This is a genomic window from Butyrivibrio sp. WCD3002 (genome assembly GCF_000424265.1).
Taxonomy (GTDB): domain Bacteria; phylum Bacillota; class Clostridia; order Lachnospirales; family Lachnospiraceae; genus Butyrivibrio.
Map to the genome: position 1 here is coordinate 154030 of NZ_AUJO01000007.1, position 16686 is coordinate 170715.

A 16686-nucleotide genomic window follows, 5' to 3' on the forward strand; every position below is an offset into this window, starting at 1 on the left:
AGCACGTGGTGAAAAAACATTATTAATATTATTTTCATATTACGGAGTACTTAAATGCCGCAAATGAGAGATGTCGGGAGGTAGCAGCGTTGGGAAATGACAAGAAATCCAAAGATGAAGATGCCATAAAACAAAAGATCAGGGAAAGATATAAAGGTGTCAATGAAGAGCTGATAGATGTTATACCGGCTAAGCCCAAGGAGGATTTTTATAAATCTGAAGTACATAAACGTGTAGCGGTTTATGCTCGCGTATCGACGGATGATCCTCACCAGACATCTTCATATGAGCTTCAGAAGAACCATTATGAAGACATGGTCAATGAAAAGCCTAACTGGGATCTTGTTGATATATATGCAGATGAAGGTATTTCCGGCACTTCGCTGCAGCACAGGGACAACTTCATCAGGATGATCAATCACTGTAATGAAGGAAAAATCGACATCATTGTTACCAAAAGTGTCTCCCGATTTGCAAGAAATATAGTGGACTGCATAAGTTATGTGAGGCAGCTAAAGACGCTGGATCCTCCGGTCGGTGTGTTCTTTGAGACAGAAAACATATTCACTCTTGATGAGAATTCTGAGATGGCACTTTCCTTTATAGCTACGCTGGCACAGGAGGAGAGTCACACAAAGTCTGAAATAGGAAATGCATCCATTGAGGCGAGATTCAAGCGAGGGATATTTTTAACGCCGGTGCTTCTAGGGTACGACCATGATGATGAAGGAAATCTGATAGTCAATGAGGAAGAAGCAAAAACTGTTCGTCTTATATTTTTCTCATATCTCTATGGATATACAACTCAGCAGATTGCAGATGCACTTACACAGCTTGAGAGACTCACTAAGAAAGGAAATAGTACCTGGTCTTCCAGCAGAATACAGCAGATCCTGACTAATGAAAGGTATTGCGGTGATGTCCTTGCTAGGAAAACCTATACACCAAATTACCTGGATCATAAGAGCAAGAAGAACCGGCATAACAGAAACCAGTACAGAAGAAAGAACCATCATGAAGCCATTATTTCAAGAGAGGATTTCTTTGCAGTACAAAAGCTCCTCCGGAATGCCAAATACGGAAACAAAGGCTATTTTCCTGAGATGAGGGTGATTGTTGCAGGAATACTTAAAGGATTTGTTTCTATACATCCCAGATGGGCTGGTTTTGGTGAAGAAGATTATTACATGGCCAGTGACAGCGTTGACGGGGATATGTATAAGGTACCTGCAAAGCCACTTGAGATTGGAGTTGAAAAGGGGAACTTCGATCTTAGGGGATATGAGCTGGTAAGAACGCAGTTCATGTCTGTGACAGGACAACCTACGCTAACCATGACAAGTACACATATGACTTTCAATAAAAGTGCTATAGAGAAGATGGACAGAACAAACAGGATAGAGATCTTTGTGCATCCCGGAAAGAAGATATTGGGAGTCCGAAAAGCAGTTGCCCAGTCAAAGAACTATTTTGTATGGAGCGGACAACGTGAAGGGGAACTTGTTAAAAAAACAATTAGCGGAGCCTCTTTTTTACCGGTTCTGTTCACAATCTTTGGATGGAGAAAGGATGCAAGTTACAAGATTCTTGGACATCTGCATCGTAAGGATGGGGAGTCGGTTCTGATCTTCAACGCAAATGAAGCTGTCTTATATGTTGATGAAAATGCAATAAATGATGATGACGAAATTGAGTCAGAGACAGATGAAAATATTGATGGGGATGCGCAGCCAAAGAAAAAGGGTAAAAAAATCCCGGCTTATCCTACAAAGTGGGTCAATAGCTTCGGAGATGATTATTACAAAAGCACAGCACTTTTTGATGAAGTGGAGCCTGAAGATCAGGATTGGGAAGTTGATAAAGATGGTGAATTGTTCAAGGCTACGGGAACAAATGTAACATCGCAGCAGGAGGCAGCCAGGAATATTACAAAGATTCTTGGGGATATAGGAGTGGGGAATGAGTGAAGAGATTACAGTAATGGAGCAGGAGACGCTTCCTTTAATGGATATGGTATCTCAGGAATACAAGGATACTGAAAATGCTAAGGAAGAAGAACCTATATCAAAGAAAGAACAAAATGCACATGTGGGAGAAGAGACTGTAGAGGAGTTTTCTTATGAAGGTTTTGAAGTTGTAAGGGAGGAATTCTTTGCCCATCTTTTTGAACCCTCAGTAACACTGAATAATGAAAAGGTATATGTAAATGTGGCGTGTCTTAGAAAACTTCCGAATGTGGAATATGTTCAGTTCCTGGTTAATCCTGAAAAGAAGAAACTAGCTGTAAGGCCATGCACTGAGGATACGAAGGACTCTCTCAGATGGGCAACGGGAGAGAACTTAGCAAAAAGAAAGCCAAGGCAGATTACATGTAAGATTTTCTATGCAAAAGTATTAAGGCTTATGGGTTGGAGTGCAAATTATAAGTATCAGGTTCTGGGAAAGCTTATCAGGACGGCGACGGATCAGGTTTTTGTTTTTGATCTGAATGATGCCAAGACCTATAGGAAGAAAAAGGCTGGCGAGGAAGTGAACACAAGGGAGGCGCTGTTCCCGGAAAGCTGGAAGAATCAGTTCGGTGTTCCTGCCACAGAGCATCAGGATACTGTTCAGATAAGCATATTCAATGAGTATACAGTGTTCTGTATTGAGAGGGATGAAGAAGAGAAGGGAGGAAGGCCTCATGAAGACGATGCCGATAGCGATATCGCTGGATCTGAGGAAGAACAGGATCCGGATACACAAGCAGACGTTACGGAGCTTGGGGAAACCTGAATTTATACAGATACTGGTTAATCCATCAAGTGCGGTCATAGCTATCAGAAAATATCATAAGTTTATGAAGGATGTTCACAGGATAGATTATGACGATGATGGAGACTGCGAGTTTTATAGCAAGGTTTTGGTTCATAGGCTGGCTGAATTAATAGAGTGCAATGATGGGAATTCGACGTATTGCATACCGGGGGTGAGTTTTAATGGTAATGTGGCAATTTTCAGAATGGAAAATGCTGAGGCTGTAGAAAGGCAGGATGACCTGTAAAGGGAAAACATATGGAAAATAATAATCAGAGCAATTATAGTCTGGATCCTATTTTCGAGCGCTATGTTCAACCATATTCCAAGGAAGCAAAGCAGCAGCTCCTTACTTCAATATTGGAAAATAAAGATGGGAGAGTAGTGCATGTCTGGAAGCACATGCATCTCAATGACAAGGAAAAGTATGAACTGTGCAAGCAGCATGGGATAAAGGAAACGATAAAAATTTATTGCTTTAATGGCAGAAACAGTGCCGCCTACTATATCTGCACAAAAGAGCTTCAGAGGGATGATCTGTGTGAAGAATACAGAAAATACCTGATTGGAGAGCTGTATCATTACAAGGAGCTAATTGAGAAGCGGGATGTTTTTAAAAGATCGATGATGAAAGGGCGGCTTTCTGATGAACTGGGGCTTAAACTTGGTATTTCAGGTGGAACAGTGAAGAAATACAGTAATTATGCTGCAGCCATGGACATCATTTTTGATACAGATAATGAATTTGCAAAACATATTTTATTGGGGAAGGTGAAGGTGTCCCATGAAAATGTGGTGGAATTGTCGAGGCTGCGAAGAGAAGAAATAAGGATCATTGCCAAGGCAGTAGAAAATGATAAGTTGGAAAAGCTTACACTTCAGGATATCAGAAACGAGATTAAATGGAATTACCTGAGAATACAGAATTCACTGCCAAAAGCTAAACGTGAGGTGGAAAAACGGGTACCTAAGGCGGGAACTATCAGGCAGATGCCCGCATACGATCCGGATTCTGAAGTAAACAGCTTATGTATGACTATAGGATCATGGGTATCATCGATAGAGAGGGTTAATAAAACTGCTGATTTTACGAAGATCACGACTAAGGCGCGTATACGGTTATCCAAAGAATTGGTTTCGTTGAATCACATGATTGAGAAGATTCAGTGTTCTCTGGAAGAAAGGACAGGCTAATATGAACGAAGAATATAATGATTTTGTACCCAATGTGCATTTTGAGCTTATCCCTATAAAGGATCTTGTGTCGAATCAGGATTATCAGCGTAACCTCTCGATGCAGCATGTAAGAAGAGCGGCTGCCAATTTTGACATAAACCAGGTCAATCCCATAAAGGTCAGCAGAAGAGACGGAATTAACTATGTATTCAACGGACAGCATACTGCGGAAATAATAGCCATGGTATCAGAGAGCAGGGAAACACCAGTCTGGTGTATGATATATGATGATCTGGAATACAACGAAGAAGCAGATATCTTTGCTAATCAGATGAAGAATGTCAAAGCCCTGTCACCATATGAGATATTTAATGCAAATTGTGAGGCGGGTAATGATAAGGAGCTTCTGATCAAGGGACTTGTGGAGTCCTATGAACTAAAAATACTTCCGTCAGCCGGAGTTGGAGGCATATGTGCTGTCGGAGCCCTGGAAAATATTTATGATAAATATGGATATGATGTCCTGGATCGAGTGCTCAGGCTGATCATTATGACCTGGGAAGGTGAGCAGAAGTCCTTCTCAGCAAATATGATGAACGGGGTGGCGAGGCTTCTGAACAGCTTTGGGGATGAACTCAAGGAGACTACATTCAAGGAAAAGCTTGGGGTTGTATCTGTCAAGGATATCACCAAGAATGCGAAGGAGAGACGACCGGGATCGCTGGGATTTGCAGAGGCTATGCTGGTGGTATATAACAAGCGTATGAAACCGGGGCTGCAATGGAGTAAGTTGTATTCGGTGAAAGCAACTGGGAAGAAGAAAAAAGAGAATAAAGAATATGATGAGGAAGCTGAAGTAGAGCAGGATGCATCATAATAAAATCATAAAAGCAGGCTATACAAATTGTGTGGCCTGTTTTTTATAAGTCCGGATTAATGGACAGCTAATATGGAATAATGATAATTGAGGGATTGTTGAGGGTTTGAAAAAATGATTGTTTCATATAGTGATGGAACGGGAGAATATATTCTTCAAGAATGTAAAGATAATATGGGAGAGTTAATTGAGTCACCTTTATGTATATAGTATAATATCATTATGTTGCGTTAAGAGCGTTAAGGGAGCAATGAGCGAAAATTGCTTTTGTAGAAAGGGTTTCATTGGAATGACTATATCATACAACGGACTATGGAAATTACTAATCGACAAAAATATGAACAAGACTGATCTTATGAACGAGGTAAAGCTTAGCAGTGGAACTATTGCCAAAATGAGCAAAGGAGAGCCTGTGTCTATGCTTGTGTTAGAGAAAATTTGCGATAAGCTTGACTGTGACTTTTGCGATCTTGTTCATTACGAGAGAGAAAAAGTAGGTGATGGACTTGAGTGACTATAAGGGATGTGGTGCACTTACCAGAGAACAGTTTTTATTTCATGAATCAAAGGTGGTAGCGAAGCTTATTGTTGATGAAGGATTATCTGATGATGAGATAATCAGTAAAGTTGCGGAAGAGAATCTGTTTCAGTTCCCAACAGAGCGCATGATAAAAAACATAGCAGGAGTATGCATAAAGAGACTGCATTGCCTTGATGATATGACGCTAATAGGAGTTATAGCACATAGCCCGGTCGAGGTTGCCAAGCAGGCTTGTCTTTATGCCATGATGAAGCAATATCGTCTGGTGTGGGATTACATGATAACTGTCATAGGCAAGAAGTTCGAGGAACAGGATTTATCATATGGCAAGATGGATCTGAATGTTTTCTTTATGAGACTACAGGAACAGGATGATGAGGTAGCATCGTGGGCTGATTCAACGGTGCAGAAGCTCAAACAGGTGCTTAATAAAATCTTGATAGAGAATGAATATATAGACGGACCGAGAGCAACAAAGCTCAATCCTGTACTTATCAGTTCAGAATTGGAAAATGCCATAAGGGCAAATAATGATGAAGTAGCACTTCCGGCTTTTAATTGCTTTTTCTAAATGCTACACAAGGAGAATTTTATGAGTGATATTTTGGAGCGTCTGGATAAATTGAAGACCAGGATTCAGGAAGAAGATTTCTTAAAGGGAAATGGACTAAGCAACGAAGTGAATATACACATCTTCTGCTATGATCCAGCAGATGAGATGGCGGTGAGGTATTTCACTGAGCAGCTGATATCAGATCAGTCTCTTACATCTCATGTGATTGAGAAGAATCTATATAAGGTTCTTTTAGAGATATGTGATGAAAAGAGAATTACTAAAGCAGCTGCATCTATGGAAGAGAAGAAAGGCAAGAAGTTCCTTAAAGACCAGATCATAAAATTTGCTAACAACAAAGCATTTGTAGAAAAGATAAAACCAGAAACACAGGAGCTTGGAGATGTACTTCTGCTGACAGGTGTTGGCGAGGTATTCCCATTTGCTAGAGTTCATGATTTGCTGGAAGCAATTCAGCCAGAAGTACCGGATATACCGATCTTGGTTATGTACCCGGGGACATTTAACGGAAGAGAACTGAAACTATTTAATAAGCTTACACCTAATGGCTATTACAGAGCCTTTAATGCAATTTAATGGAGGGTACATAATGCAGATTCAACAGATGTTCAAGGATGACATTGATCGTAAAATCAATGGCGTTGTAAAAGTAGATCAGGACGCTAATGATGTCCTGATTCAGGAATTAAATGAGTATGTAATCACAAAGGAACTGAAGAAACACTTCATTACCTTTTTCAATAATTATGGGGAATCATTTGATGAGAAGACAGCTGATATCGGCGTATGGATATCGGGTTTCTTTGGAAGTGGTAAATCTCACTTCCTGAAGATTCTGTCATATATCCTTGCCAATAAGGAAGTGGATGGAGTTAAGACTGTCGAGAGATTCCGTAATAAATTCGAGGATGATCCTGCCACCTTTATGCTTATCGACAAGGCTACAAAAGGAGAGACAGATACCATCCTTTTTAACATTGATATCGAGGGATCTATCAACAAAGATGCTACAGCAGTATTACGTGTATTTGCTAAGATGTTCTACAACTACCTTGGTTTCTATGGAGAAGATCTAAAGGTTGCGAAGCTGGAGCAGTTTATTGAAAAGCAGGGAAAGACTGAACAGTTCCGTAAAGTGTTTGAAGAGAAAAACGGTGAGTCTTGGCTTAGCACCCGTGATGCATTTGCATTCTTTGAGGATGACATCGTAGCAACTCTTGAAGAAGTACTTGGCATGAGTGAAGAGTCTGCCCGTAACTGGTTCAATGGAACAGAGACAGTCGAGATGTCTATTGCTCAGCTCGTATCTGAGATTAAAGAATATGTAAACAGTAAGCCGGAGAACTTCCGTCTTCTTTTTATGATTGATGAGGTTGGACAGTATATCGGTTCTAACACAGACCACCTTATTAACCTTCAGTCACTTGTAGAGAAGATTGGTTCTGAATGCGAAGGAAAGGTATGGGTTGTTTGCACTGGACAGGAAGCTCTTGATGAAATCATCAAGACTCGTCAGGATGAATTTTCAAGAATTCAGGCACGTTTCAAGACAAGACTTTCGCTTTCTTCATCATCTGCTGATGAAGTTATCCAGAAGAGAATCCTTGCTAAGAACAGTGATGCTGAAAAGAAACTGACAGAAGTATACAATGCGAATGATTCTGTACTTCGTAACCTGCTTCAGTTTAATAAAGATGATGCGCTTCTTGACATCAGAGGATATGAAACAGACGGAGATTTTGTGAGAAACTTCCCGTTTGTACCTTATCAGTTCATTTTGATGCAGAAGGTATTCTCCGAAATCAGAAAACATGGAAATGCCGGTAAACACCTATCAGGTGGTGAGCGTTCTATGCTTTCCGGATTCCAGGAAGCAGCACAGAAGATTGAAGGTAAGGATGAATATGCCCTGGCTCCTTTCTATCTTTTCTATGATACTGTTCACACATTCCTTGATGGAGCAATAAGAAGAGTTATCGAGAGATGTGAGAGAGCAGCAGATGAGAAGAGAGGCATTGAACCACAGGATGTGAATGTATTAAAACTTCTGTATCTTATCCGCTATCTTGACAATGATATCAAATCCACACTGGATACAATCGTCATTCTTATGGCTGATGATATCCGTATGGATAAGATTAACATGCGTAAAGAAGTCAGTGCTTCTCTTGATAGACTTCTTAATCAGAACTATATCGGAAGATCCGGTAACACATACAGCTTCCTTACAGATGAAGAGCAGGATATCGCAAGAGAAATCAAGGACACTTCTGTAGATACAGCCCAGATAACTGAGAGAATCGGTCATCTGGTATTTGGTGATATCTATGATAAGAAAAAGTTCCGTTATGAAATTTATGACTTCTCTTATGATCAGTATGTTGATGGAACAGCTATTGGTTCCGTAACCGGAGGAATGAAGCTGAATATTATGTCTGTTGCTACAGATGATACAGAGAAGGCACCTTTAAAACTTCAGGCTTTTTCTAAGAACCAAGCTATCGTAGTTCTTGGTGATAGCAAGTATTATGAGTCCATTGAAAATGCTTTGAAGATCAGAAAGTATGTTAAGACTAGAAATGTAGCACAGCTCCCTAAGTCTGTTCAGGATATTATCCGAAACCAGCAGGATGAGGCTACTAAGTATGAGAACGATGCACTTGATCAGATTAGGGCAGCTATAGTAGATGCTGATTTCTATGTTGACGGAGAGCATATTGAGATAAAGGGTGGTGATGCTAAGAGCAAACTTGATCAGGCATTAGAGTACCTTGTTACTCATGTTTATTTCGATTTGAATCTTGTTGGAAAACATGCGGATAGTGATGCAGATATCGTAGATATCCTGACTGGAGCTAATCCATCAATGCCTGGCATGAATCCAAACAGTGGAGCTGCGGCTAAGATTGAAGAGTTTCTTGAAATGCAGGAAAAGAAGAATCTTCCAACATCATTGGCAGATATTCAGTCTAGATATCAGGGCATACCAAGTGGATGGAGAGAAATTGATATTGCAGCTGTAGTAGCACTTTTGATTTACGAGCAGAAAGTTACTATCAAATACTCCGGCATGACTATTCAGCCAAGTGATTCAAAACTTCCGGATATGCTTCGTAAAAAGAGTGAGATTGGCAAGACTGTCATTAGTAAGCGTCATGTAGTTAAAGCTTCGCAGATGAAGGAAGCAAGAGAGTTCCTTCGCGACTATCTGGATGTTATGGATGTACCTGCTGATGAGGACGGACTTGTTCAGTTCATTATCGATGAGTTGAGTAAACTACAGGCTCACTATGATGATTTGAATAAGAAATATGATGGACATAAGTATCCGGATCAGAATCTCGTGAGAGAAGCAAGCAGGGCTGTAGCGGACGTTCTATCACAGAGGAGTGACAACATTGCCCTAATAGACAGATTAGTGGCAAGAGAAGATGCGCTTTATGACGCTAAGGATCATTTGGCTAATGTGGAGAGTTTCTTCAAGAATCAGGTGACTGTATTTGATGATGCTGCAAAGTATGTAGAAGATCTGAAAAACGACCTTGATTACATTGCTAAAGATCAAGAGGCAAATGATGCACTGAATCAGATGCGACTGATTACACATATCATTGATGGTAAACCTTTTGATTATAAGAGAATACCTGAACTCAATGAGTTGAAAGCTAAGGTTATGAATTCACATAATCAGATGCTTGATAAAAAGAGAGCAGGACTAAAAGATATCGTTGTGGAATGCCTTGGAGCAATTCATGAGAAGGTATATGAACATGATGAAGGTAAGCAGGTTTCTGAAAAAGCTGATAACTATTACACTCAGCAGAAAGAAAGAATTGATGAGACAAAGAGCTTGGCTATTCTTGAAGGATTCTCAGTTCAATTGTGGAGTTATAGGGATGATGCACTGGAAAAAATAGAGGCTTTGATTGCACCGCCTGTAATACCTGTGAAGCCAATTAATCCTTCAGATCCTCAAAAGCCAGTGGTGAAGAAGATTATTAAGCCTGTAGCTAGGCAACAACTCTTCCCTGCAAAGACTTTGACTTCAGAAGAAGAGATTGATGCTTATGTTGAGAATATCAGAAAGCAGATGAAGCAGTATCTTCAGGGCTCTGATGGAATTAAGATTAACTAATAAAATGTGATTTGGGAGATAAGCGCCATGGATAAGAATGCTATTAAGAAATATGCCATATGGGCAAGAACAGAGCTGATTGCGAGGGTAAGTCAGCGAGCAGAGAAATATGATATTACAGCAGAAGCGGATGCGGATGCATCTAGTGTCAATGGTATACTTCTTTCTGATGCGGAGAAAAAACAGCGTAAAGCACTGATAGAGCAGGTGAAGCAGAAGGGCTTTGATCAGGTCATGGAAGAAGTTGCCTATACTTGGTTTAATAGATTTATTGCACTCAGATTCATGGAAGTAAATGGATATCTTCCCTCACATATTCGTGTATTTACTGACGAAAATAATAGCTTTAGGCCTCAGATACTTGCTGAGGCTATTCATCTGGAGTTAGATGGCCTTGATATGGAAAAGGTCTATGAGATGAAAAATAACAATAAGAATGAGGAGCTTTATAAGTATCTCATTATTTCTCAATGTAATGATCTGAGCAAGATACTACCAGGAATGTTTCAGGAGATTTCTGATTATACTGAACTGCTTTTTCCGGAAAACATTCTCCGAGATGGTAGTGTCATAGAGCAGATGGTCTCTCAAATCGAAGAAAAAAACTGGGATATTTCTGAAGGTGGTCAAGTTGAAATACTCGGTTGGATGTATCAATTCTATATTTCGGAGAAACACGAAAGTGTAATTGATCCAATACATGGTAAATTTTTGCCGAAAGAAGAAGTACCAGCTGCTACAGCATTATATACAACAGACTGGGTAGTTAGATATTTGGTAGATAATTCTGTCGGAAGGTATTGGATTGAAAGAAATCCTGATAGCAATTTAAAAGATGAATTGGAATATTATGTTAAGCCAAAGAATGGAATAATTTCAAAAGTGGATAATAGCATTACCCCAAAAGAAGTAACAGTACTTGATCCATCTATGGGTTCGGCACATTTTAGTGTGTATGCATTCGATGTTTTAATGAAGATTTATTTAGAATATGGTGTTTCAGAAAGAGATGCAGCTGCATCTATTGTGAAATATAATCTTTTTGGCTTAGATATAGATGATCGCTCTGCTCAAATTGCTTATTTTGCTATCATGATGAAAGCTCGCCAGTATGACAGAAGATTTTTTACAAGGGACATACAGCCAAATTTTTATGCGATTCAAGAAAGTAATGATATTGATAACTATATTATTGAGTATTTTTCAAATGGGGATAATAAGCAAAGAGCAGAGATTGTTAAGGTAATTACTTTATTTAAAGATGCAAAAGAGTATGGCTCTATTATTGAGATGGAACCTATAGATTTTGATCTGTTGTATAAGCGTCTTGAAGAAATTAAAGTTGATATAAATATATATAAAGATGTAGTTATTAGTAAACTAATGCCCTTGGTTAAAGTTGCTCAAGTAATGTCTAACAAATATGCAATTGTGGCAACAAATCCGCCATATTTTAATAGGTTCGATGATAAATTAAAGAAGTATACACAAACTCATTACAAGGATTATTCAGGAGATTTATTTAGTATTTTTATATATCATAATTTCGATTACTGTAAGAAGGATGGATATTTAGGCTTTATGACTCCATTTGTATGGATGTTTATAAAGACATACGAAAGCTTACGACAATATGTAGAGCAAAATAAACACATAGTATCATTGATACAGTTTGAGTATTCGGCTTTTGAGGAGGCTACTGTTCCTATATGCGCATTTGTTTTGAAAAATGAAAAAAGTTACGAAAAAGGTTACTATTTTAGGTTGTCTGATTTTACAGGGGGAATGGAAGTTCAAAAAGAGAAGGTTCTTGAGGCACAGAGAAATAAAAGCTGTGGCTTCTACTTTGAATCAATGCAAGATGCATTTTTGAAAATACCTGGGAAACCAATAGCTTATTGGGCTAGTGATGATATTGTCAACGCCTTTCAAATTGGTGATATGCTCGAAGACTATGCAGATTGTTGTACTGGTATGCAAACAGGAAATAATGATCGTTATGTACGTTATTGGTTTGAAGTAAACATGAATGATTTTGATAAAGCAGCTGTTTCTACAGGAAAAAAATGGATTAAGTATAATTGCGGAGGAGATAGTAGAAAATGGTATGGTAATCACTGGAGGGTAATTAATTGGGAAAATGAAGGAGCAGAGGTAAAAAAAGAAAAAGGCTCCGTAATTCGAAATGAAGCATTTTTCTTTAAAGAGGGAATTTCTTGGAAGAGGATAGGAAGTTCAGATTTTTATTTAAGATATTTACCTCAAGGCTTTATTTTTGATCAGGCGGGAGATTCTATGTTCCCGAAGGATGAGGATAACCTTTACTACATTTTAGGATTTGTAAACACTCCGGTGGCATTATCTATGTTCAAATTTATTGCACCAACGCTTAATCTGACTGCTGGAAATATGAATAAATTGCCAATTATTTTGAACCTTGATAAGAAAGAAAGAATCTCGGAGCTAGTAAAGGCTAATATAATTGAAGCAAAAAGAGATTGGGATTCATTTGAAACATCATGGGATTTTGAAAAACATCCATTGATCAGGAATGAAAAGACTATCGAAAAAGCATTTGAAGCATGGGAAGATGAGTGTGAAAAGAGATTCCATCACGTAAAAGAGAATGAAGAGAAAATAAATGAGCTATTTATAGATATCTATCACCTTAATGGGCAAATTAATCCCTTAGAGAGTGATTCAGAAGTAACAATAAGAAGACCTGATAAAAGAAGAGAAGTTATATCATTTATTTCATATGCAGTTGGATGTATGTTTGGTCGTTATTCATTGGATATTTCTGGAGTAGTTTATGCTGGAGGTGAATGGGATAATTCAAAATATCTGTCATTTCCGGCGGATAAAGATGGTATTATTCCTATCAGCGACGAGGAATACTTTGATGATGATATTGTTGAGCGATTTATTTCTTTTGTTCAAATAGTATATGGAGATGAGTGTTTAGAGGAAAATCTGTCATTTATTGCAGAAGCCATTGGAGGAAAAGGAAGTCCTAGGGAAATAATTAGATCATATTTCCTTAATGATTTTTATGCTGATCATATCAAAACATATCAAAAAAAGCCTATATATTGGCTTTTTAGTTCTGGAAAAAAACAAGGATTTAAGTGTTTACTTTATATGCATCGATACAGAACAGATTCTATTGCCAGAATACGAACAGATTATGTGCATGAGCTGCAAGCAAGATATAGGACTGCTATAGAAGAACTATCAAATAAAGAATTAGTTGCAGTAGGATCAGAAAAAATAAGGACAAGTAAAAAATTAAAGAAAATAAAGGAGCAAGAAGCTGAACTTCATAAATATGAAGAGAAAATCCATCATTTGGCTGATCAAATGATACAAATAAACATAGATGATGGAGTAAAAACAAATTATGAAATCCTCAAGGAGGTATTAGCTAATCTTTAATGCTTAATAGGTGTTTATATGTATATTACATTTCCTAAAGATACAATAATTAATGTTCAAAAAATAAATATCTTCCGTTTTCCAAATTGCATGGAAATGCATGAACAGGTTCTTAGTGAAAAAGGAACCTGTTCCTTTGGAAGATTTGGCAAAAGAGTTGAACGGCAACCAATTACTAATGATAGCGGTTATCTTTTGTTTTATCAGCATGGAAAAGTATTTTTGACGCATGTTATTAGAATTGAAAAAGAGGCTGTTAACTATCCTGGGATTTACGAAGATTATTTTTTTAAAAATGGTCTTTATCCTGTTAACTATCTTCTGTTAGATATGATAACCGAAATAGATGCCATAATATTAAGCAAACTTATATATCTTAGTAATCGAAGAATTATGAGCAGAACAATAAGTAGATGTAATAATGCGTTTATCACAGGTAGTTTTATAGAAGACTATTTCATAAGTACATAATCAATAGAGTGCTTTAACTTAGTAATTATTTTTGTAGAAATCTATATCTTGAATGGATAATAGTTTTTTACCTGGGCAGCATGGGGACATAAACAACATCGAGGAGGAGTAATAGTTATGGCAAAATCAATTCATAGAAATAATTTGCCTGTAATATTAGCAAAATGTGCCAATGAAGAAGAAGTTAAAGCTAATGTTGCATCAGCTTTTAATATAAAATATGACACAAAAATGCATATGGACTTGTATACATCTACTGTGCTTTTTGAGTTTAAATATGATAAGAATATGCAAAATCTTAAGCAGCGTTCTAAGATAATTGCACAGATGCTATATTACATTAGAGAGTTAAAAATAAATGGAGATTTACACCCAATTCCTCCTTATCTATGTGGTATTGATAAAGATGAAGCGTTTTTTGTTCAGACTTCGGTTTTTTCCAGATTGATTAATGATGACAAAAATAAATACGATTGGGATAGAGCGGCTTCGACTCCATGCCCTAAACTGGTTGAGTCTGTTGCAAGGTATAAAGCTACAAAAAACACGCATATTTACAAATTTGATAACAATGAAGATTATGACAATTTTTGTGATAATTTGATTGAAAAATTGAATTATTCTCAAATGCAATTGTTTGAGCTTATTAAAGACAATAAGAAGATAATAAATGAATCCAATTTTGATAAAGCGTTTTCCTTATGGGATAGCTTGTTTGGAGATTATGTAAGAAATGGTATTAAGTCTTCAAAATATTTCATTGCAGATATTCAGCAAGATAGGAATTTTGTTGTTCATGACAAAAACGAAGTAGCTTTTATGCTGTCAGATGACAAAACTATTATAAAGCCTATTCCGATGAAAGATTATTTGTATTTTTGGAACACGTATTCAAGATGTACAAACAAAAAAACCATCAATGCCATATGGCAAAGGCTGGATAGACTAACAGTTGAGGAGTATAGACGTTTTACGGGTGAATTTTACACACCAATTCCTTATGCCATAAAGGCTATTGAATATATTGAGCGAACTGTTGGTACAGAATGGTGGAGACGGGGATATAGATTGTGGGATATGGCAGCTGGAACTGGAAATCTTGAATATATGCTTCCAGAAGAGTCGTTACAATATTGTTATATGTCTTCACTACTTGAAGATGATGTGAGCTATTGTAAAAAAATTTTTCCTAGCGCAAATTGTTTTCAATATGACTACCTTAATGATGATGTTAATTTATTATTTAAAGCCGGGATTGATGTCGACAGACTAGGGATACCTACAAAGATGCCTGAACAGCTTCGAAAAGATTTAAATAATCCAAATATAAAATGGATTATTTTTATCAATCCCCCGTTTGCTACTGCTAATAGCCATACAGAAAAAAAGAAATCGACAATATCTATGACTCAAATTAGAAATTTGATGAATGTAGAGGGACTGGGAGAGTCATCAAGAGAATTATTTACTCAGTTTTTATGGCGGATTAGCAAAGAGTTTAACGATAAATGTGCATTTTTGGGGCTGTTTTCGACGCCTAAATACATGACATCAGACAATGATCAGAAAATTAGAGATTCTTTTTTTAGATATGAATTTAAATCTGGGTTTATTTTTAATGCAAGGAATTTTAGCGGAAATAGCAAGATTTTTCCAGTGTGTTTTGCAATATGGGATTTGTACAAGAGAAAAACAATCGAATCACAAAAAATATTATTAGATATTTTTTGTGATATAGATAACGATTCAACTTATAAGGTGGGAATCAAAGAACTGAAATGTGTAAGAAATGAACAATTATTGAGTAAATGGTGTCCAAGGTATCGTAATAGTAATATAATGCCTCCATTTTCGGATGCAATTAGTATAGCTGAAAATAATAAAGATGTGAGAGATCGTGTGACGTCAGATTTTTTGTTTAGCATGATGGCTTTAGGAAATGATTTTCAACAGCAAATGAGAACAGCTCTGTTCTCAGGACCTGGTGCTTCGGCAGGAGCCTTTTCGGTAACTCCTAACAATTTTGAGAGAGCATTGGTGACATATACAGTGAGAAAATTACCAAAGGAAAATTGGCTGAATAATAGAGATCAATGGTTACAGCCAACTAAAAAATTGCCAGAGGGTTTCGTATCGGATTGTGTGGTTTGGGCACTATTTAGCACATCTAATAATACTGCATCATTGAAAAATGTTAAATACAAGGGGAATACATATCAAATAAAGAATGAATTATATCCCTATAGTCTTGAAGAAATAAAGAATTGGCATATTAGTTTATCTGTTATAGAAGATAGTTTGCTACTGGCAAAAAAGAATCGCTTTGCGTGTGATTGGCTATCAAAACATTATATTTCTACAGAGGCACGGGAAGTGCTTGATAACGGAAAAATTATATATCGATATTTCTATGAACATTCCAGTGAATTCCCATGGAAGCTATATAAAATTGATAATTGGGATTTGGGATGGTATCAAATTCGAATGGTGTTAAAACATGAGGAAGTATGCATTAAAGAAATGAATGCTTTGAAAGCAAGTATTATGAAATTGGGGGAGAAGATTATTCCCCAAATAAGGAAATATGGTTTTTTATCAGGATATATACATTTGTTTGAAGAATAAATATAGTTGCTTTTTCGACATTGAATTAAATATACAAAAAGCAAAGAGGATAATAA

The 16686-nt window shown here is 37.2% G+C and carries 12 protein-coding genes; all 12 read left to right on the forward strand.

The window, feature by feature from the left end; translation table 11 throughout:
- The first annotated feature begins 89 nt into the window (after positions 1 to 89).
- The 12 genes from G608_RS0110130 to G608_RS0110185 all read left to right on the forward strand — a co-directional run bounded on the left by G608_RS0110130 (position 90) and on the right by G608_RS0110185 (position 16630).
- Positions 90 to 1967, forward strand: a complete 1878-nt coding sequence (locus tag G608_RS0110130; protein ID WP_026495911.1) for a recombinase family protein — start codon at positions 90 to 92, stop codon at positions 1965 to 1967.
- On the forward strand, positions 1960 to 2775 hold the full coding sequence (locus G608_RS20830; protein ID WP_051209153.1) for a hypothetical protein: 816 nt from the start codon (positions 1960 to 1962) through the stop codon (positions 2773 to 2775). Before G608_RS0110130 ends, G608_RS20830 begins: the two co-directional genes overlap by 8 nt.
- Positions 2762 to 3043, forward strand: a complete 282-nt coding sequence (locus tag G608_RS0110140; protein ID WP_026495912.1) for a hypothetical protein — start codon at positions 2762 to 2764, stop codon at positions 3041 to 3043. Before G608_RS20830 ends, G608_RS0110140 begins: the two co-directional genes overlap by 14 nt.
- A gap of 11 nt (positions 3044 to 3054) precedes the next feature.
- Positions 3055 to 3990 carry a hypothetical protein gene (locus tag G608_RS0110145; RefSeq protein ID WP_026495913.1) on the forward strand — a complete coding sequence of 312 codons (936 nt, stop codon included), beginning with the start codon at positions 3055 to 3057 and terminating at the stop codon, positions 3988 to 3990.
- Between the two features lies 1 nt (position 3991).
- A complete protein-coding gene (locus G608_RS0110150) occupies positions 3992 to 4849 on the forward strand; it encodes a DUF6551 family protein (RefSeq protein ID WP_026495914.1) in 858 nt (285 codons plus the stop codon).
- A gap of 289 nt (positions 4850 to 5138) precedes the next feature.
- Positions 5139 to 5363 (forward strand): helix-turn-helix domain-containing protein, encoded by a 225-nt coding sequence (locus G608_RS0110155; RefSeq protein WP_026495915.1) that lies wholly within the window; start codon positions 5139 to 5141, stop codon positions 5361 to 5363.
- On the forward strand, positions 5350 to 5961 hold the full coding sequence (locus tag G608_RS0110160) for a DUF1819 family protein (protein WP_026495916.1): 612 nt from the start codon (positions 5350 to 5352) through the stop codon (positions 5959 to 5961). The genes G608_RS0110155 and G608_RS0110160 overlap by 14 nt, the downstream gene beginning before the upstream one ends.
- A 21-nt stretch (positions 5962 to 5982) precedes the next feature.
- On the forward strand, positions 5983 to 6540 hold the full coding sequence (locus tag G608_RS0110165; protein ID WP_026495917.1) for a DUF1788 domain-containing protein: 558 nt from the start codon (positions 5983 to 5985) through the stop codon (positions 6538 to 6540).
- A 13-nt stretch (positions 6541 to 6553) separates the two neighbouring features.
- On the forward strand, positions 6554 to 10099 hold the full coding sequence (gene brxC / locus G608_RS0110170; RefSeq protein WP_026495918.1) for a BREX system P-loop protein BrxC: 3546 nt from the start codon (positions 6554 to 6556) through the stop codon (positions 10097 to 10099).
- A 27-nt stretch (positions 10100 to 10126) separates the two neighbouring features.
- On the forward strand, positions 10127 to 13534 hold the full coding sequence (gene pglX / locus G608_RS0110175; protein ID WP_026495919.1) for a BREX-1 system adenine-specific DNA-methyltransferase PglX: 3408 nt from the start codon (positions 10127 to 10129) through the stop codon (positions 13532 to 13534).
- A gap of 18 nt (positions 13535 to 13552) precedes the next feature.
- The gene (locus G608_RS0110180) at positions 13553 to 14005 is read left to right on the forward strand and encodes a hypothetical protein (RefSeq protein ID WP_026495920.1); all 453 of its coding nucleotides are present in this window, start codon (positions 13553 to 13555) and stop codon (positions 14003 to 14005) included.
- Between the two features lie 117 nt (positions 14006 to 14122).
- Positions 14123 to 16630: a hypothetical protein gene (locus G608_RS0110185; protein WP_051209156.1), complete on the forward strand. Its 2508-nt coding sequence runs from the start codon at positions 14123 to 14125 to the stop codon at positions 16628 to 16630.
- The last annotated feature ends 56 nt before the right edge of the window (positions 16631 to 16686 follow it).